Consider the following 18,411-nt stretch of genomic DNA (forward strand, 5'->3'; position numbering starts at 1 on the left):
TACGTGGCGGTTATTCAAAAACGCGGTTGATAACGACATTCGCCGCTTCATCTTCGCTAATTGGGCCTACGCTAACGTTATCCAAGTCACCAAACAAATCCCCTGGCTGAGGCGTTGCCTGGCCAGAAGGCGAAACACGCACCATCAGGCGCGCGTCGCGCACTTGGGAGATCTGCGCGTCGGGCGACATAGCAGCGGTATCGTCTAATACCACGGTGATCGGCAGCTCAGAGACCTGGGCACTGACCACCGCTAGCGGCGGCAGCTCGCCTTCTCGATCCCGTGCAGTAATGAACACCGCCGCATCATCATCGACACTGCCCACTAGGGTCTCATCTAACGACACGGTTACCCGTATACCCTGGCTTTGCGCGGCTTCTACATTGGCTGTTTCAGGCTCAATGCCTAAGCGCTGCTGGGCAACGCGAACACCATCGCGCAGCGAAGAGGCTGTATTGGGGTCTTCAATATTAGCGAGAGCCCGGCGCCAGTGATCAATAGCAGCTTCATATTCACCGTTATCAAAGGCATAAATGCCCAGGATACCCAACACAGTGGGCTGGCGCGGATCTTGCGCCAGGGTTTCGTCCACTAAGTCTTGAACCTCTGGAACCAGCTCACGCTCGGCCATAAAGAATCGCAGCTGGGCTAACTGGGCAAGCAGCGGCGGAATCCGGCCGTCAATTTCGATTAACCGCTCCAAGGCAGCGGCAGCTTGTTCTGGCTGGCCTGAGTCGCGGTATAGCGGAAAGAGCAAGCTCCACACGTTAGGGTTATTAGGCTGACGGGCGGCCTCGGCCTCCATGCGTTCTAGATACATGGCTAATGAGCCGTCTGGGTCGTTTCTAACCTCCTGTTGAATAGCATATAGGGTTAGATCGCCCTCAGCGCCGTGCTGCTGGTACCAAAACACGCTTGCAACGACGACCGTCACCATCAGCACGGGCACCACAACTTTACCGGCAGTCGCGGCTTTTAGCGGCCGTTTAGTAATAACGACCGTGTCGTCCAGCAGGCTGCGCTCCAGCTCAAGCCGATCTTCTTCGAAACGGGCTTCATCAATATCACCGCGTTCGCGGGCGGCTTCCAGGGAAGCTAAGCGGCGTCTAAATATCGCCACATTCTGTTCAGCAGAGGTATCGTTAGCTTCAAAGTGATGTAGCTGATCACTCAGCTTACGGGCGCCACGCATCGGTGCTATTAACAGCCATAGCGTAGGCAGTAACAGTAACGCAATTGCTATCCAGAGCGGTGTCATGAGGACCTCTCGCGGTTGATCAGCGCATCTAGGCGGGCGCGTTCTTCGGCGCTAAGGGCTTTTGCAGAGGCATTACGGCGGGCACGCACCATTAACACGACCACCAGCATCCCCACAAAAATCAGCCCAATGGGCAGCCCCCATAGCAGGTAGGTGCGGTTTTCCAGGCGAGGGTTGTAAAGAATATAATCCCCAAATCGCTGCACCATATGATCAATAATTTCGATGTCCGACTGGCCATCCTGAAGCAGTAGGTAAACCCGCTCGCGCATATCACCTGAGATAGGTGCATCAGAGTCATCGATGGCCTGATTTTCACATAGCGGGCAGCGCATGGAGGCGGTCAAGTCGCGGTAGCGCTTCTCCATTACCGGGTCATCAAACTCTCTAACTTCGATACCGCCAGCAATTGCACTGGCTGTAAAGAGCAACATCAAGAGAACTGAAAGCGTACGAATTAACGCCATTTTTCCACCTCCGGCAGGATGCGTTCGCGGACATCTTCAGGCGATACGTAGCCTTTATGGTGATAGCGAATCACACCGTCGGCATCGACTAAAAAGGTCTCTGGCGCGCCATAAACACCCAGGTCAAAGCCTAAGCTGCCTTCAGGATCAAAGATATTGACCTCAAAGGGGTCGCCAAACTCGCTTAAAAATTCCAGCCCTTTTTCACGGGTATCGCGATAGTTGATGCCCACCATACGGATATTATGATCAGCCAATGCCAGCAACTGAGGCATTTCTTGTTTACAAGCGGGGCACCACTCTCCCCATATGTTCACAAGCGTAACCTCGCCGGTGAGCAGCGTCTGGTCTACGCGACGGCTGGCATCGCGCAGAGTGCTGGCCTCAAAGGCGGGGAATTCCCGTGCCATCAGCGCAGAATCCCGGTCAGAAGGATTAATCCCCAACCCCTGATAAAGAAACAGTGCGATACCGATAAAGCCAACCGGCAGCAGTAGCAGTAGCAAGCGACGGGTCATGCCGTAGCCTCCTTCGACGGCGCTTGAGCAGCATCGGCAGGCGCGGACTTACGCGCAGTCACCCGACGGTAGCGCTTATCCACTATGGCCAGTATGCCGCCGAAGGACATCAGCAATCCGCCCAGCCACAGCCAGCGTACAAACGGCTTATATTGAACACGCATGGCGTAGCTGCCGTCTTCTAGATCCTCACCCATGGCCACATACAGGTCGCGGAATAAGCCAGGACGCAAAGCGACTTGGGTCATTGGCATGCCAGTCGCCAAATACAGACGTTTTTCCGGGCGCATGATGAAGCTACGCCCTGTTTCGCCACGCTGTACATGGATAATCGATGTGTCTGCCAAAAAGTTTGGCCCACGGCGATTGGTAAGCTCCGTCATGGTGAACTGGTAGCCCGCGACCTCCACCGTGGTGCCTGGTGACATACGCACGTTACGCTCGATGTTGTAGTTAGAAACAATCGCCACCCCAACAATCGTCACCGCAATACCCACGTGGCCCAGCACCATGCCCCAATAGGCCAACGAGAGCTTGCGCAGGCCGGCCAAAAACGAGCTGGCGTGGCGCGTTTTATCAAATAGATCGCGCACCATGGGCAAGACAATCCACAGGGCTGAAATAATCCCTAACGACACCCATAGGTTCCATTCACCGCCGTATAGCAGCGGCATTGCCGCGCCTAATACCAGCGATGCAGCCCCTGCCAGCCATAGCTTACGCACTAGCTCCCCCGCAGGCATGCTCTTCCAGCGGGCCACGGGGCCTAAGCCCATAAAGACACACATGATGACCGTAAGGGGGACAAATAACGCGTTAAAGTAAGGAGGCCCTACGCTGATTTTACCCAGCCCCATCGAGTCTAGAATCAGCGGGTAGACGGTTCCCAACAACACCGTCACCGTCATGATGACCAGTAGAATATTGTTGATCAGCAGCAGTGAGTCCCGTGAAAGCCAGTTAAAACCAACTTTATGGCTAACCCGTGGCGCGCGCAGTGCAAACACCAACAACGAGAGCGTGACCGTGATGGTTAGCAGCATCAAAATAAAGAAGCCGCGGGAAGGGTCGTTGGCAAAGGCGTGAACCGACGTCAGTACGCCGGAGCGCACCAAGAAAGTGCCCAACAAGGAGAGCGAGAACGTGGAGATCGCCAGCAATACCGACCAGCTTTTAAACGAGCCGCGTTTTTCGGTGACCGCCAACGAGTGCATTAATGCCGTACCCGTGAGCCAAGGTAGCAGCGACGCGTTTTCGACCGGATCCCAGAACCACCAGCCGCCCCAGCCAAGCTCGTAGTAGGCCCACCAGCTACCTAGCGCAATCCCTACGGTAAGAAACGCCCAGGCCAAGTTGGTCCAAGGGCGCGCCCAGCGGGTCCAAGCGGCATCCAAACGCCCACCTAAAAGCGCTGCAATAGCGAATGCAAAAACAACGGAAAAGCCGACATAGCCCATATACAGCATCGGTGGATGCACAATGAGGCCAAAATCTTGAAGCAGCGGGTTTAGATCCGCACCATCCTGCGGCATGTTAGGCAGTAGACGCTCAAAGGGGTTGGAGGTCATTAAGATAAACAGCAGGAAGCCAACGCAGACCATTCCCATGATGCCTTGAACCCGTGCCACCATGTCCCGTGGCAAATCACCTGAGAACACCGATGCCGCATAACCCCAGCCCGCCAGCATCAGGCTCCATAGCAGTACCGAGCCTTCATGGTTGCCCCATACTGCACTAAACTTGTAGTACCAGGGCAGTAGCGAGTTAGAGTTGTTGGCAACGTTAGCAACGCTGAAATCATCCAGCATGTAGCTTGTTGTAAGGCAGATATAAGCAATCGCGACAAAGAAAAACTGGCCGGCTGCCATAGGACGACCATACGCCATCCACAGTGGGCGGCGGGTCGCCGCCCCTGCAAGCGGCATAATCGACTGAACTATCGCCATTAGCAGGGCAATAACCAGGGCAAAATGGCCAATTTCAGGAATCATTTTTATGAACATGAGCGCTCCGAGATAGCACTGGGCAAAACAGCATGCTGCGCAGCAGGGCAGCGTGAGCGTTAGTATTCGCTAGCGTGTGGAACGCCTTCTTGCTCCAACCGCTCACCGACTTTAGCCGCCTTCGCTTGGAAGTCGGCCGGTGAGTAGCCTGCTTCTTTCAGCGCTTGGGCAACTTCTGGCGGCATATAGTTTTCATCGTGGCGCGCCAGCACTTGGTCAGCCCGGAAACGCCCGTCGGCTTGAAGCTCCCCCACGACGACAACCCCCTGCCCCTCGCGGAACAGATCCGGCAAAATCCCACTGTAATAAACATCGAGATCGTCTACGTAGTCAGTCACCGTAAACTCAACATTCAAGCTTTCTCGATCGCGGGAAACAGAGCCCTCTTTCACCATGCCACCAGCACGGATTTGGCGCTCGATAGGTGCATTGCCTTGTGCAATTTGTACCGGGCTGAAAAACAAATTGATGTTGGCACGCAGCGCGTAAAGGGTCAGCCCAACGGCAATCGCCGTTAACGAGACTAACCCTAAAATAACAAACAGCTTTTGCTTACGTTTAGGCGTCATGATGAACGTCCCCTTGAACAGGTTTAACCGGTGCCTGCGCTGATTTATGCGGGTAGTTGTTAGCCTGACTTTCACGGCGAGCACGACGTTTTAAGCTGCTAAGCAGCTGGCGACGCTCCAGCCGCGCATGCCACAAAATGACTAAAAACAACAGCGCTGTAACGCCCCAGGCGGCCCATACGTAAGGCCCATGACCGCCCATTGCGAGAAATTCATTAATCGATGAGAAAGCCATTAACGCGACTCCTCTATAAGGTCACGCACCCAGCGCTTACTGGCCTCACGGCGTAAGATTTCGCTGCGCGTACGCATCAGCGTTAAACCAATAAAAAAGCTGTAAAACCCAAGCACCATAATCAACAGCGGTGCCCACATTTCCAGAGGCATCGCCGCTCGGCCGGTAATGGTAAAGGTGGCGGGCTGGTGTAGCGTGTACCACCAATCAACCGAATATTTAATAATTGGAATATTGATGACACCTACCATCGCCAATACTGATGCTGCGCGTGAGCCGCTGTCTCGGCTACTGAACGCCCCCCGCAAGGCAATGACGCCTAAATACAGAAACAACAAAATTAGCATGGAGGTAAGGCGGGCATCCCACATCCACCACGTGCCCCAGGTGGGCACTCCCCATACCGCGCCTGAAAACAGCGCTATAAACGTCATTGCAGCACCCAGGGGGGCCATAACGGTTGCAGCCATATCGGCGATTTTGATCTTCCACACCATAAACACTAACCCAGTGATGGCCATGGAAACAAAAATTGACTGGGCCAAAAACGCAGCTGGCACATGGACATAAATAATCCGGAAACTATTGCCCTGTTGATAGTCCGCAGGAGCAAAAGCAAGTCCCCATACCGTGCCGGTTATCAACAGCAGCGCTGCAAGCGCCCAAAACCAAGGCTGCAGCTTAGCGCTAATTGCGTAAAACCACTTGGGTGATCTCAGTTTATTAATAAAGGCCCACATGGAATTTCCGTCCTTTAGCCGTTGATACTGATACGTAGCGATGCAGCAATCGCCCAAGGTGAAAGCATTAACGCCATCGCAAGTAACGCCCCTAAGATGGCCAAGTGCGCCGTTACCCCATCGCCCATAATCGCAGCCTGTACGGCGCCTGCACCAAAAATAAGTATTGGAATATAAAGCGGCAGTACCAGCAGTGAAAGCAGTACCCCTCCCCGTGCCAAACCTACCGTTAGTGCAGCGCCAATCGCACCAATTAAACTCAAGCTAGCCGTACCAAGCGCCAGTGAAAGTGCTAAAACCAAATAGCTACCAGCTGGGAGTGCCAACATAATGCCCAACAATGGCGCCATTAGTGCGAGTGGCAGGCCGGTAAGTAGCCAGTGTACAGCTACTTTTGCTAGCCCTAACGCTGCCAGAGGTTGCGGCGCTAGAAGGAGTTGCTCCAGGCTGCCATCTTCGTAATCACTGCGAAATAGGCTATCTAAAGAGAGCAGCGCCGCTAGCAGTGCGGCTACCCACAATAGCCCAGGCGCGATAACCGCTAACAGCTGAGGGTCTGGTGAAATACCAATGGGAAAGAGGGTAATCACCAAGGCAAAAAACACTAGAGGGTTCAGCACCTCCCCTCGCCGCCTAAGCATCAGCGTTAGATCACGCCTGAGTGTGGCGTTAAGCGCAACAATTAGCCCCCCTTTGGGGTCGTGCATAGGCATTACCGGGGCACTGACGGTGGCATTTGTACTGGGCAACGCTATCTCCTTTTACCCCAACTGTACTCTTCGAAGTACGGGTGAAGCGGTTAACTCGTGATGCGTGGTAACCAGTACACACCCTCCTGCTTTGGCGTGCGCAACTAACTGCGTCTCAAGCGCTGCCACACCGTTACGATCAATCGCCGTAAATGGCTCATCCAGCACCCAAAGAGCTCTAGGGATAAGCGTTAACCTTGCCAGCGCAATCCGCCGCTGCTGGCCCGCAGAAAGCTGCCCTGCCGGCACGTCTTCAAAGCCTCTCAGCCCCACCTTAGCCAAGGCCTCTTCACGCTGCTCTTCAGAGCCTTGCTCACCGCTAAGTGCCTGATACCAAGTAAGGTTTTCTAAGGGAGTCAGACCCGACTTAACCCCTGGGGCGTGTCCTAAATAGAGCAAATTGGCGAGAAAATGTTCACGGGTTTCACGCATTAATGCGCCATTCCAGTAAAGATCGCCATGATAATCGCTCAGTTGGCCCGAGAGAATTTTCAACAGCGTTGTTTTACCGCTGCCATTAGGGCCTTCAATGCGCACGATCTCACCCCGTTGGATATCAAGATCGAGCCCTTCAAATAGCCAACGGTCATCGCGTTCACAGGCCAATTGTCGGGCTTGTAGGCACAGGCTCAAAGGTCTCTCCAGCCATATTGAATTCGGGTCGAACTCTACACGGAAAGGCACTTTCTCGCCAGTCGCACTCTGCGGCCTTGGGTCGCAGCATGATACATATCATCAGGACCGCAAAAAAAGCGTGCTGAAAATAAGAAAAAAACCACCACTGGAACTGTATGCAAAAACAGGTTTATACTGCACATACTGTATGAAAAAACACCCCATAAAAACACAGCACTCAATACAACCAAACGCCTAAGGAACGGGCGCTGCATTGGAGAAACTACAATGACGATGTCGATGCCAGCACCACGGCCTATCCAGGGCGCCCCCCTTCAGCCAGCAACGCTGACCACTACCACCGCGCGGCGGCGTAACGCTGCACACATTACACGACGCAACACCTACGCACTCAAAGTACGCGGCGACCGCATGCGCGACAGCAACTTATTCGATGGCGATGTTATTATTATTCGCCGCTATCAGCATGATACCCAGCAGGAAACAGCGGTTGTGACTATTAACCAGCGTGAAGTCGCGTTAAAACAGCTCTCGATCAATCGCCTGGGCGTGCATTTATTGCCTGAAGACGCAGCAACACCTGCAGTATTCCTGCATAATTGTGATATTCAAGTTTTAGGCATGGTGATGGGCATTGAGCATCACGACTCACCATCACGGCATCATTAAGGCTAATTCAAGCCTCACGACTCCCAGGAGTAATGAGTGCGATATCGCATCCCTGACTTCCCCCCCTACCAGTGGCACACAGCCGTTATAGAGGTAGAGAAAAACCAATTTCTCACCTGGGTGTGCCATGCCCCGAACAAAGAAGCTTTTGATGCGCTGCTGCATGCAGCCAAAGCCGCTCACCCTAACGCAAGCCACCACTGCAGCGCTTTTATTGCAGGACCACCAGGAGAGCAAACACATATTGGCTTTTCAGATGACGGCGAACCTGGCGGCACAGCCGGAAGACCTATGTATCAAGCGTTATTAGGCAGTGGGCTGGGTGAAATCGGTTGTGTGGTGATTCGCTATTTTGGCGGCACAAAACTCGGCACCGGCGGGCTTGCCCGCGCTTATGCCCAAGCAGTCAATTCAGGGCTTGAAACGCTACCACTGCGAGAAATTGTTGAACGGGATAACTATCAGCTAAACGTTGGCTTTGCCCACGAAGCAGTGACGCGGGCATGGTGCGATGAGCAGCACATCCCGATTCAATATGTCGATTACGATGGTAACGGGGTGCGCTTGACCATTGGCTGGCCGCGGGACGTTGTGCTGGATCTAGCAGCGCTCGAGAACCGCCTCAAAATGACGCTCAATATCCAGAAGGCCTAGCCTACGCGTTAAATAGATAGCGTTAACAAAACTCACAAAACAAAAAACGCGACTTAAGCGAGCGCTTGCTCGATAAGCCGCGTTAGCGGGCTATGCGTATTTTTGCATTTTGACTGCGTTTAACTCAGGTACTTGATCATCACCCCGGCGGCCACCGCTGAGCCAATCACACCAGCCACATTGGGCCCCATCGCATGCATCAGCAGGAAGTTGTGCGGGTTCGACTCCAAGCCAACTTTATTGGCAACCCGAGCAGCCATCGGTACCGCTGACACGCCTGCAGCACCAATCAATGGGTTGATCGGCATCTTACTCATCACGTTCATCAATTTCGCCATGAGAACCCCAGCCGCGGTACCAATAGCGAAGGCCACAATGCCCAGCGCCATGATGCCAAGCGTTTCTATTGCCAGGAAAGAATCGGCCATCAAGCGCGAACCTACTGCCAAGCCCAGCACAATCGTGACAATGTTAATTAGAGCGTTTTGAGCCGTATCCGTCAGGCGCTCTACCACACCGCACTCGCGCATTAAATTACCGAAGCAGAACATCCCCAACAGCGGTGCAGCATCCGGCAAAAAGAGCGCTACCAGCATCAGCAGGGCCAGCGGGAAGATAATCTTCTCAAGCTTGGACACTGGACGCAGCTGAGTCATCGCAATCTCACGCTCTTTCTTCGTCGTCAGCAGCCGCATAATCGGCGGCTGGATCATCGGCACTAACGCCATATAGGCATAGGCCGCCACGGCAATAGCACCCAACAACTCTGGCGCTAACACGCTCGATACATAAATAGACGTTGGGCCGTCAGCTCCACCGATGATACCAATAGCCGCCGCTTGCTCGATGGAGAAATCCATCCAGCCCATGGCCGACATACCGACGGCACCAAAGACTGTGGCAAAAATACCGAACTGCGCAGCAGCGCCCAAAAATAGCGTACGCGGATTGGCCAGCAGCGGGCCAAAATCGGTCATCGCCCCAACACCCATAAAGATGATCAGCGGCGCGATTCCAGAGGCAATAGCGATGTTATAGAAGGTGTAAAGCATGCCGTCGCCATAGCCAACGTTCATGGCAACATCTCTTGCAGCACGCAACTGATCCGGTGCGGCAGCGTCGTCAGCAATTGCCTTTAATGTCTCCCGCCATGCTTCTACGCCGCCCAACGGATCAAGCGTTGCGCCCAGCGCCGATGCTATCTGATGCAAGACAGCTGGTTGCGCGACCTCCATTGCTTGATCAAGGGCCGAAATAGCCAACCCTGCCTCTGGAATGTTGGCAAGAATGCCGCCAAAGCCAATAGGCACCAGCAACAGCGGCTCAAACTTCTTATAAATAGCCAAGTAGAGCAGCCCAAGCCCCACCAGGATCATAACCGCCTGACCCAGCTCAAGGTTATAAAGCCCCGAGCCCTCCCATAAGGTGATTAAATTATCCATTGCCGAATGCCCTTAAAGCTCGATCAACGAGTCGCCAACGGCAACGCTGTCGCCCTCGCTGACATTAACTTTCGATACGGTGCCGGCGCTGCTAGCACGCACTTCGGTTTCCATTTTCATGGCTTCCAGAATAATCACGACATCACCTTCCGCTACTTGGTCGCCGGGGCGCACATTCACTTTGAAGATATTGCCCGCTAGCGGAGCGTCGATGCTTTCGCCACTGCTTTCGGCCTCAGCACTAGGCGCTGGCTCTTTTGCCCCCCCCGCGACTTGCTCTTTCACCTCACCGATGTCACCCCCTTCTGAGACTTCCACCACAAACGCTTTGCCATTGAGCTTAACGGTGTAAGTTTCTGGGCCACTCGCCGCCACGGGAACGCTGGCGCTCTTCTCGACCTTAGCAGGAACCTTGGCAGCGCTCGCATCAGGCGCCTGGGGAACGGGTTCAAAGGCGTCTGGGTTGTCGCGGTTTTTCAGAAACTTCAGGCCAATCTGCGGAAACAAGGCGTACGTGAGCACATCGTCTATTTCCCGCTCGCCGTCAGCTAGGCGGATTTTATCTGCACCGGCCTTCTCTTTAAGTTCAGTCGCTAGCCTGTCCATTTCAGGCGATAGGTTGTCCGCCGGGCGGCAGGTGATCGGCTCGCCGCCTTCCAACACCCGCTTTTGTAGCTCAGCATTGAACGGCGCCGGGGCGTAGCCGTATTCACCTTTAAGCAGTGCCTGAACTTCTTTAGAGATCGACTTATAGCGCTCGCCCATCATGACGTTCATCACAGCCTGGGTACCCACAATTTGCGAGGTTGGTGTCACCAGGGGAATAAAGCCTAAGTCTTCACGCACGCGTGGGATTTCGTTCAGCACGTCATCTAGCTTATCGCCAGCGCCCTGCTCTTTTAACTGGCCTTCCATGTTGGTAAGCATGCCGCCCGGCACCTGAGCAATCAGGATGCGTGAGTCGATGCCTTTGAGCGACCCTTCGAAGGCTGCGTACTTTTTACGCACCTCACGGAAGTAGCTAGCGATGTCTTCTAAAAGCTCCAGATCCAGGCCGGTATCACGGTCGGTATCCTTGAGCATCGCGACCACAGACTCGGTGGGGCTGTGTCCATAGGTCATCGACATTGAAGAGATAGCGGTATCGACATTGTCGACCCCAGCTTCCACAGCTTTGAGGATCGTCGAGGTGGAGAGGCCGGTAGTGGCATGGCAGTGCAAATGAACCGGGATAGACAGCTCTTTTTTCAGCCGCGCCACCAAGTCATACGCGATATACGGCGTTAGCAGCCCCGCCATATCCTTGATAGCCAGTGAATCTGCTCCCATTGCGGCAATGGTTTTGGCTAGATCTACCCAGCTATCCAGGGTATGTACCGGGCTGACCGTATAGGAAATAGTGCCCTGCGCATGCCCACCTACCTGGCGTACTGCCTTAATAGCACGCTCTAGGTTGCGCGGATCGTTCATCGCATCAAACACGCGAAACACATCCACACCGTTGGTTTTTGCGCGCTCAACAAATTTATCCACTACATCGTCAGCGTAGTGGCGATAGCCCAGCAGGTTTTGGCCGCGTAGCAGCATCGCCTGGGGCGTGTTAGGCATCGCTTCTTTCAACGCACGGATACGTTCCCAAGGATCCTCGCCCAGATAACGAATACACGCATCAAAGGTAGCGCCACCCCAGGTTTCAAGCGACCAATAACCAACCTTATCGAGTTTTTCGGCAATCGGTAGCATGTCATCAAGCCGCAGCCGGGTAGCAAACAGCGATTGGTGGGCATCGCGAAGGACAACATCAGTGATTCCCAGAGGACGTTTTATTTCATTCATGGTCGTGGCTCACAGTTGGTACGTTATGAATTTGTAGTAAATTTAACAAAAAAAATGCCGGTAGCGTGGCAAGCCAGCTACAAAAAGGGCTGCCTATTGGCGGCGTGAAGAACGATAACGATGCACTGCAGCACTAATCACGACTAGCACCTCATCGTTTTGACTTTTTGCAGCCGTCGCTTTTTTACCGTTCCCACTGCTAGGCACCGCCGCCGGAGTCGGCTGAAAGCGGCCAATCAGCTTTGACATTAGCGTAACGCTAATTACCAAAACAGTAAGAAAAACAAAAACAAAGCCCATACCAAGCCCCATTAGGGTCAGTCCCTCGTGGAGTAGCTCTGTATCTTGCATACCGCATTCTCCTTATTTCAAATGCTTATCGGTACCTCAAAAGCCTCTAAAGGCACTTGGCGCAGTGAGGTCTATGCACTAACCTGCCACATCCAGAATAGATTGCAATGGCGCCATAGTGGAAGTCATGGTTGTTAATTTACTACAAAACGGCGAAATAGGCCTTGCGCCTATGGAGGGCGTTATCGACGCTCTCACCCGCGACTTACTCACCCGGCAAGCAGGTTTTGACTGGTCGGTAACCGAGTTTGTACGGGTAGTTGATGCACGCCTACCGCCACGTGTGTTTTACAGGCACTGCCCCGAACTTACCCAACGCCCCGTCGCCACCCCAAGTGGCGTACCGGTGCATCTTCAGTTACTCGGCTCCGACCCCACCGCTCTGGCGGAAAATGCGCGCCAAGCGCTTGCCCTTGGCGCGCTGAGCATCGACCTAAACTTTGGCTGCCCGGCAAAGCTGGTTAACCGCCACGATGGCGGTGCATCACTACTTCGCCGCCCAGAACGTGTCTACCAAGCGGTAAAGGCAGTTGCCGAGGCTCTGGAGGGTCAAATACCGGTGACGGCCAAGATTCGCCTTGGCTTCTCTGATCGACGCCTAGCCATCGCCTGCGCCCAAGCCACCCAAGCCGGCGGAGCAGCCCGACTAGTCGTGCATGGCCGAACACGGGATGAGGGCTACCGCCCACCTGCGCACTGGGAGTGGATCAGCAAAATTCGCCATCAGGTGTCTATTCCCGTAGTGGCCAATGGCGATATATGGACGCTTGAAGACTACTGGAAAGCGCGCACGCTCTCTGGCTGTCGCGATGTCATGCTGGGGCGTAGCGCGTTAGCAGACCCCTGGCTTGCACCGCGCATTCGCCACTGGCAGCGAACCGGCGAGCGACTTCCTGAAACCACCTGGGAAATGCGTGTCAGCGTACTTAAGCAATACGCCGCCATACAACGGCAGCAACTACCTGATCGCGTGGTGGTGTCGCTTGTGAAACAGTGGCTGGCTCAAATGCGCCAAGGCAATGCAGAAGCCGACCAGCACTTTCAGCGCTTAAAGCGCCTCACAGACCTCGATACGCTATTAACCAACTTGGTACCTAGCGACACCCCTCTTCCTGCCTGTGAAGCGACTTAGACAGTGCTTAGCCGTCGCTCATACAACCTTACTGCGCAGTGCTTAATCTCACCAGACCCAACTAAACGAATTGATCAAAAAAAAGCGCCCTACCGCAAATGCGGGGGCGCTTGACACGATCGCAAGATCAGCGTGCGAGCCACGCTGACCAGGCTAGAAAACAGAAAACCCGCTCTCTGTGAGAGCGGGTTTTTAAATTCTGGCGCGCCCGGGAGGATTCGAACCTCCGACCCCCTGATTCGTAGTCAGGTACTCTATCCAGCTGAGCTACGGGCGCTTAACATTCATGCTTAACGTATCAAACAATGAATTTATTGTAACATCAGGTACTTACGCTTTCAACAACGTTTGTTTTCAACTGCCTGTTCTTTTAAAACTTTTATTTCAAAGAACTTAGCTTTGACAACACCCGCTTGTAAGATGGCGCGCCCGGGAGGATTCGAACCTCCGACCCCCTGATTCGTAGTCAGGTACTCTATCCAGCTGAGCTACGGGCGCTAATCTTCTTACACATGAAGGTAATACGATATTACGTTTTCAAGCGATACTGCTACTTGATATGCAGTTGGCGGAGAGAGAGGGATTCGAACCCTCGATAGGGCTATAAACCCTATACTCCCTTAGCAGGGGAGCGCCTTCAGCCACTCGGCCACCTCTCCTCAACGGCACGGCGCGAATATTACCGATTATGACGACTGCTGTCTAGTCCTCTACAGATTTTTTTTCGCACCGACCGGATGTTACCGCTTAAACGCCCTACGGGGGGCGTGACAATCACGGACATTTACTCAGCTTCGCTTTCACTATTACGTTCACGCTGAATGCGCTGATAGATCTCTTCGCGGTGAACCGCTACATCTTTGGGTGCATTCACACCGATGCGCACTTGGTTGCCTTTCACACCGAGTACAGTGACAGTAACTTCATCACCGATCATCAGTGTTTCGCCAACACGGCGGGTTAGGATGAGCATGGCTGATCTCCTTCTCAGACGTTTTAATACAACGGGATGTGTCCGCCAGAAGCGACGCCACCCTATTATGCTGCATGGCGTCGCTCGTCACCAATGGCTCTCTGGCTCCATGACACCTTAACCTCCCGTTGAAAGAAAGCTCACCACCACTCGGCAGCGAGTCACCCCTTCAGCGTAGAAGGTTTAAGGCATTATTGTTATTCAGATTCTATATCTGTCTTATCTAAGCCGAAAGCTTTGTGTAATGCATTAACCGCAAGCTCCATATGTTTTTCGTCAATCACCACGGAAATTTTAATTTCAGAGGTAGATACCATACGAATATTGACGTTTTCATCGGCCAATACGCGGAACATTTTAGAAGCAACGCCTGCATGCGAGCGCATGCCAACGCCTACTAGCGACACCTTGGCGATATTATCATCACCGCGCAGCTCGCCACCGCCTAAATCAGGAATAACGGTTTCTTCCAGAATCTTCTTAGTGGCTTTATAGTCACCCTTGGCAACCGTAAAGGTGAAGTCAGTGTAATCACCTGCTGGCGCCACGTTCTGGACGATCATATCTACTTCGATATTGGCGTCGGCAATTGGGCCAAGAATACGTGACGCCACGCCGGGCACATCAGGCGTGTTCAACAGGGTGAGTTTGGCTTCGTTTTTGGTAAAAGCGATACCGGAGATCAGCGGTTCTTCCATAGAGTCCTCGTCTTGGTCTGCGTCTGCAACAATCAGGGTGCCAGGGCCGTTTTCAAAGCTCGACAGCACCCGCAGCGGTACGTTGTACTTACCTGCAAACTCCACAGCACGGATTTGCAGCACTTTGGAGCCTAAGCTCGCCAGTTCAAGCATTTCTTCCACTGTTATGCTCTCAAGGCGTTGCGCCTTGGAACATACGCGGGGGTCGGTGGTATAAACACCGTCGACATCGGTGTAGATTTGGCACTCATCGGCGCCCAGCGCTGCGGCCAGTGCAACACCCGTGGTATCGGAACCACCACGTCCCAGCGTCGTGATATTGCCGTTCTCATCAACGCCCTGGAAGCCAGCCACCACCACCACTTTGCCTGAATCCAGGTCAGCTTTCAGATCGTCGGTTTCAATACGCTGAATGCGCGCTTTGGTGTAGGCGCTATCGGTGTGAATACCTACCTGGGCACCCGTGTGAGAAGTGGCAGAAACGCCAATTTGCTGGAGCGCCATGGCCAGCAACGAAATGGTGACCTGCTCACCGGTCGACAGCAGCATATCCATTTCGCGCGGTGCCGGCTCTTCATTGAGGGCCTGCGCCATTTCGGTCAAGCGATTGGTCTCGCCGCTCATCGCAGAGACGACGACCACGACTTGGTGGCCTTGATCACGAAAGCCTTTGACCTTTTCCGCCACGGCCTTGATACGGTCGACAGAGCCCACCGAAGTGCCGCCGAACTTCTGTACGTATAATGCCATATGCCGTTTTCCTATGGGTTCGGGAATGGAGGGTGAATGTTGTTATTGCTAATTTTCTTCACTAACAAAAAGGCCGGTAGCAGATAATGCCACCGGCCTTCGTTATTAGCGAAGCGTGTTTTCCAACCAAGCCGGAACGCTGTTCAACGCTCCTGGCAAGGCATCAGGCTGGCTACCACCTGCTTGCGCCATATCCGGGCGGCCACCACCTTTACCGCCCACCTGGGAAGCAACGTGGTTAACCAGCTCACCCGCTTTGACGCGGCTGGTCAAATCCTGGGTTACGCCAGCAATCAAGCTAACTTTACCCGCTGCGGCGTCTGCTGTACCGAGCATGACAACCCCTGAACCAAGCTTGTTTTTCAACTGATCCAGTACGCCGCGCAGGTCTTTGCCCGATACGCCTTCAAGCTGAGTCACCAGCAGCTTAACGCCGTTAACTTCTTGCACCTGGCTAAGCATGTCGCTGCCTGCAGCGCTAGCCAGCTTGGCTTTCAACTGCTCAAGCTCTTTCTCAAGCGCGCGGTTACGATCAACTAGCGACTCAACCCTGGCCTCTACTTGCTCAGGCTTGGTTTTCAGACGCTCGCCAAGACGCTGCACACGGGCTTCTTGCTCGCGGAAGTACGCCAGTGCATTTTCGCCGGTAATCGCTTCTATACGACGTACACCTGACGCGATACCCACTTCGCTAATCACATGACAGCAGCCAATATCACCACTGCGGGCCACATGGGTACCACCACACAGTTCGATAGAGAAGTCATCGGCGCCAATGGTCAGCACGCGCACGTTGTCAGCATATTTTGCTTCAAACAGCGCGGCTGCGCCTTTCTCCTTGGCATCAGCCAAACTCATTTGCTCAATTTTGGTCGGCGCGTTCGCCAGTATTTGCTCATTGACCAAGCGCTCTACTTCAGCCAATTGATCCGCCGTCATTGGCTCAAAATGGCTAAAGTCAAAGCGTAACCGTTCGGCATTGACCAGCGAGCCTTTCTGCTGAACGTGATCGCCCAGCACCAACCGTAGCGCTTTATGCAGCAGGTGGGTTGCCGAGTGGTTACGAATAGTGGCGCTGCGCAGGCTGGCATCCACTTCACCACGCACGTGGGCACCTACGTTAAGCGCGCCCTCCACCATGATCCCTTGGTGCAGATGGTGACCGCTCTGCTTCTGGGTATCCGTTACCTGGAAACGCCCACCGTCTACATACAGGTAGCCGGTGTCGCCTACCTGACCACCTGACTCGCCATAAAATGGCGTGCGATCAAGTACGACAGTGCCTTTTTGGCCCGCTTCCAAGGCAGCAAGCGCGCCGCCTTCCGTATCAACGATAGCGGTGACCGTTGCCTGGTCTTCTAGCTGTTCATAACCGGTAAAGCGAGTTTCACCTTCAAGCTCAATAGAGGCGCTATAGTCTGCGCCAAACTGGCTGGCAGCACGGGCGCGCTCACGCTGAGCCTCAAGCTCACGCTGGAAACCGGCTTCATCCAGCGATACTTCCCGCTCCCGGCAAACATCGGCAGTTAAATCAAAGGGGAAGCCGTAGGTGTCGTAGAGTTTGAACACGGTTTCACCGGGCAGCACATCGCCTTGAAGCTCCTCAAGCGCCGCGTTCAGCAGCCCCATACCGTGATCCAGCGTACGGGCAAACTGCTCCTCTTCTTTGAGCAGGACACGGGCTATCTGCCCACTGGCTTCATGTAGCTCAGGGTACGCCTCGCCCATTTCAGCATCTAGCGCGCTCACGAGCTTGTGGAAGAACGGTTCAGAGGCGCCTAACTTGTGCCCATGACGAATCGCCCGACGAATAATACGCCGCAGCACATAGCCGCGCCCTTCATTGGACGGCAACACGCCATCGGCAATCAAAAAGGCACAGGAGCGAATATGGTCGGCAATAACCCGCAGCGAAGGCGTCGCAGTGTCAAGGTGGCCGGTGGCATCAGCCGCTGCTTTTAACAGATTCTGGAACAGGTCGATTTCATAGTTGGAGTGCACACCCTGCATCACCGCGGCAACACGCTCCAAGCCCATACCGGTATCAATAGACGGCTTGGGCAGCGGATTTAGTGTGCCTGAGGCATCGCGGTCGAACTGCATGAACACCAAGTTCCATATCTCGATATAGCGGTCGCCGTCTTCTTCTGGACTTCCCGGCGGGCCGCCCCACACGTCAGGGCCGTGATCAAAGAAAATTTCCGAACTTGGGCCACAGGGGCCGGTATCGCCCATCTGCCAGAAGTTATCTTCATCCAGCTTAGAGAAGCGCTCTGGGTCAATGCCGATTTCATCTTTCCAGATACGCTCAGCTTCATCGTCACTAATGTGAACGGTTACCCAAAGTTTCTCTTTCGGCAGCCCCAGAGTTTCCGTTAGAAAAACCCAAGCAAAACGAATGGCGTCGCGCTTAAAGTAATCGCCAAAGCTAAAGTTACCCAGCATTTCAAAGAAGGTATGGTGGCGTGCGGTGTAGCCGACGTTATCTAAATCGTTATGCTTACCACCTGCGCGAACACAACGCTGGGAAGACGTGGCCCGCACATAAGGGCGCGGGTCACGACCCAGGAACACATCTTTAAACGGCACCATGCCTGCATTGGTGAATAGCAGCGTTGGGTCGTTGCCCGGCACTAGAGAGCTGGTAGGAACAATCGTATGCCCCTGCTCTTCAAAGAACGATAAAAAAGCCTGCCTGATTTCTGCGCTTTTCATAGGGTATCCGTGACAA

General features: G+C 53.9%; 18 protein-coding genes and 3 tRNA genes. 3 read left to right on the forward strand and 18 right to left on the reverse strand.

Annotated elements, in window-relative coordinates:
- Window positions 1-10: 10 nt before the first annotated feature.
- The 9 genes from BB497_00175 to BB497_00215 are packed head-to-tail and all read right to left on the reverse strand — an operon-like array spanning window position 11 to window position 7,172.
- Window positions 11-1,258, reverse strand: coding sequence for a c-type cytochrome biogenesis protein CcmI (locus BB497_00175; GenBank protein ID AVI61231.1), 1,248 nt, complete (start codon window positions 1,256-1,258; stop codon window positions 11-13).
- Window positions 1,255-1,725 carry a cytochrome C gene (locus BB497_00180; protein AVI61232.1) on the reverse strand — a complete coding sequence of 157 codons (471 nt, stop codon included), beginning with the start codon at window positions 1,723-1,725 and terminating at the stop codon, window positions 1,255-1,257. Before BB497_00180 ends, BB497_00175 begins: the two co-directional genes overlap by 4 nt.
- On the reverse strand, window positions 1,716-2,243 hold the full coding sequence (locus BB497_00185; protein ID AVI61233.1) for a thiol:disulfide interchange protein: 528 nt from the start codon (window positions 2,241-2,243) through the stop codon (window positions 1,716-1,718). Before BB497_00185 ends, BB497_00180 begins: the two co-directional genes overlap by 10 nt.
- Window positions 2,240-4,246, reverse strand: a complete 2,007-nt coding sequence (locus BB497_00190; GenBank protein ID AVI61234.1) for a c-type cytochrome biogenesis protein CcmF — start codon at window positions 4,244-4,246, stop codon at window positions 2,240-2,242. The genes BB497_00185 and BB497_00190 overlap by 4 nt, the downstream gene beginning before the upstream one ends.
- Before the next feature lie 59 nt (window positions 4,247-4,305).
- On the reverse strand, window positions 4,306-4,815 hold the full coding sequence (locus tag BB497_00195) for a cytochrome c biogenesis protein CcmE (GenBank protein AVI61235.1): 510 nt from the start codon (window positions 4,813-4,815) through the stop codon (window positions 4,306-4,308).
- Complete coding sequence (locus BB497_00200) at window positions 4,805-5,050, reverse strand: heme exporter protein CcmD (protein AVI61236.1); 246 nt, start codon at window positions 5,048-5,050, stop codon at window positions 4,805-4,807. The genes BB497_00195 and BB497_00200 overlap by 11 nt, the downstream gene beginning before the upstream one ends.
- The gene (locus BB497_00205; GenBank protein AVI61237.1) at window positions 5,050-5,790 is read right to left on the reverse strand and encodes a heme ABC transporter permease; all 741 of its coding nucleotides are present in this window, start codon (window positions 5,788-5,790) and stop codon (window positions 5,050-5,052) included. Before BB497_00205 ends, BB497_00200 begins: the two co-directional genes overlap by 1 nt.
- 14 nt (window positions 5,791-5,804) lie before the next feature.
- Window positions 5,805-6,539: a heme exporter protein CcmB gene (locus BB497_00210; GenBank protein AVI61238.1), complete on the reverse strand. Its 735-nt coding sequence runs from the start codon at window positions 6,537-6,539 to the stop codon at window positions 5,805-5,807.
- 12 nt (window positions 6,540-6,551) lie between these two features.
- Entirely contained in the window at window positions 6,552-7,172 is a 621-nt protein-coding gene (locus tag BB497_00215) for a heme ABC transporter ATP-binding protein CcmA (protein ID AVI61239.1), read from the reverse strand.
- A gap of 270 nt (window positions 7,173-7,442) precedes the next feature.
- On the opposite strand from BB497_00215, the gene BB497_00220 reads away from it, so the two are divergent.
- Together BB497_00220 and BB497_00225 are read left to right on the forward strand one after the other, a co-directional pair.
- Complete coding sequence (locus tag BB497_00220; GenBank protein AVI61240.1) at window positions 7,443-7,844, forward strand: repressor; 402 nt, start codon at window positions 7,443-7,445, stop codon at window positions 7,842-7,844.
- A gap of 36 nt (window positions 7,845-7,880) precedes the next feature.
- Window positions 7,881-8,498: an IMPACT family protein gene (locus BB497_00225; GenBank protein AVI61241.1), complete on the forward strand. Its 618-nt coding sequence runs from the start codon at window positions 7,881-7,883 to the stop codon at window positions 8,496-8,498.
- A 119-nt stretch (window positions 8,499-8,617) separates the two neighbouring features.
- Here the strand turns inward: BB497_00225 and BB497_00230 are convergent, their stop codons facing one another.
- The 3 genes from BB497_00230 to BB497_00240 form a co-directional block, all read right to left on the reverse strand.
- Window positions 8,618-9,940 carry an oxaloacetate decarboxylase subunit beta gene (locus BB497_00230; protein AVI61242.1) on the reverse strand — a complete coding sequence of 441 codons (1,323 nt, stop codon included), beginning with the start codon at window positions 9,938-9,940 and terminating at the stop codon, window positions 8,618-8,620.
- Window positions 9,941-9,952: 12 nt separating this feature from the next.
- Window positions 9,953-11,776 carry an oxaloacetate decarboxylase subunit alpha gene (locus BB497_00235; protein AVI61243.1) on the reverse strand — a complete coding sequence of 608 codons (1,824 nt, stop codon included), beginning with the start codon at window positions 11,774-11,776 and terminating at the stop codon, window positions 9,953-9,955.
- Between the two features lie 93 nt (window positions 11,777-11,869).
- Window positions 11,870-12,127 carry a sodium pump decarboxylase subunit gamma gene (locus BB497_00240; protein ID AVI61244.1) on the reverse strand — a complete coding sequence of 86 codons (258 nt, stop codon included), beginning with the start codon at window positions 12,125-12,127 and terminating at the stop codon, window positions 11,870-11,872.
- Window positions 12,128-12,299: 172 nt separating this feature from the next.
- On the opposite strand from BB497_00240, the gene BB497_00245 reads away from it, so the two are divergent.
- A complete protein-coding gene (locus BB497_00245) occupies window positions 12,300-13,259 on the forward strand; it encodes a dihydrouridine synthase (protein AVI64212.1) in 960 nt (319 codons plus the stop codon).
- A gap of 200 nt (window positions 13,260-13,459) precedes the next feature.
- Here the strand turns inward: BB497_00245 and BB497_00250 are convergent.
- From BB497_00250 to BB497_00275, 6 genes are all read right to left on the reverse strand, one after another.
- A tRNA-Arg gene (locus tag BB497_00250) sits at window positions 13,460-13,536 on the reverse strand.
- Window positions 13,537-13,680: 144 nt separating this feature from the next.
- Window positions 13,681-13,757, reverse strand: a tRNA-Arg gene (locus BB497_00255).
- A gap of 68 nt (window positions 13,758-13,825) precedes the next feature.
- A tRNA-Ser gene (locus BB497_00260) sits at window positions 13,826-13,918 on the reverse strand.
- 125 nt (window positions 13,919-14,043) lie between these two features.
- The gene (locus BB497_00265) at window positions 14,044-14,232 is read right to left on the reverse strand and encodes a carbon storage regulator (protein AVI61245.1); all 189 of its coding nucleotides are present in this window, start codon (window positions 14,230-14,232) and stop codon (window positions 14,044-14,046) included.
- A gap of 197 nt (window positions 14,233-14,429) precedes the next feature.
- Window positions 14,430-15,680, reverse strand: coding sequence for an aspartate kinase (locus tag BB497_00270; protein ID AVI61246.1), 1,251 nt, complete (start codon window positions 15,678-15,680; stop codon window positions 14,430-14,432).
- A gap of 105 nt (window positions 15,681-15,785) precedes the next feature.
- Entirely contained in the window at window positions 15,786-18,395 is a 2,610-nt protein-coding gene (locus BB497_00275) for an alanine--tRNA ligase (protein ID AVI61247.1), read from the reverse strand.
- Window positions 18,396-18,411 lie beyond the last annotated feature (16 nt).

It is taken from the genome of Halomonas sp. GFAJ-1, assembly GCA_002966495.1.
GTDB lineage: Bacteria > Pseudomonadota > Gammaproteobacteria > Pseudomonadales > Halomonadaceae > Vreelandella.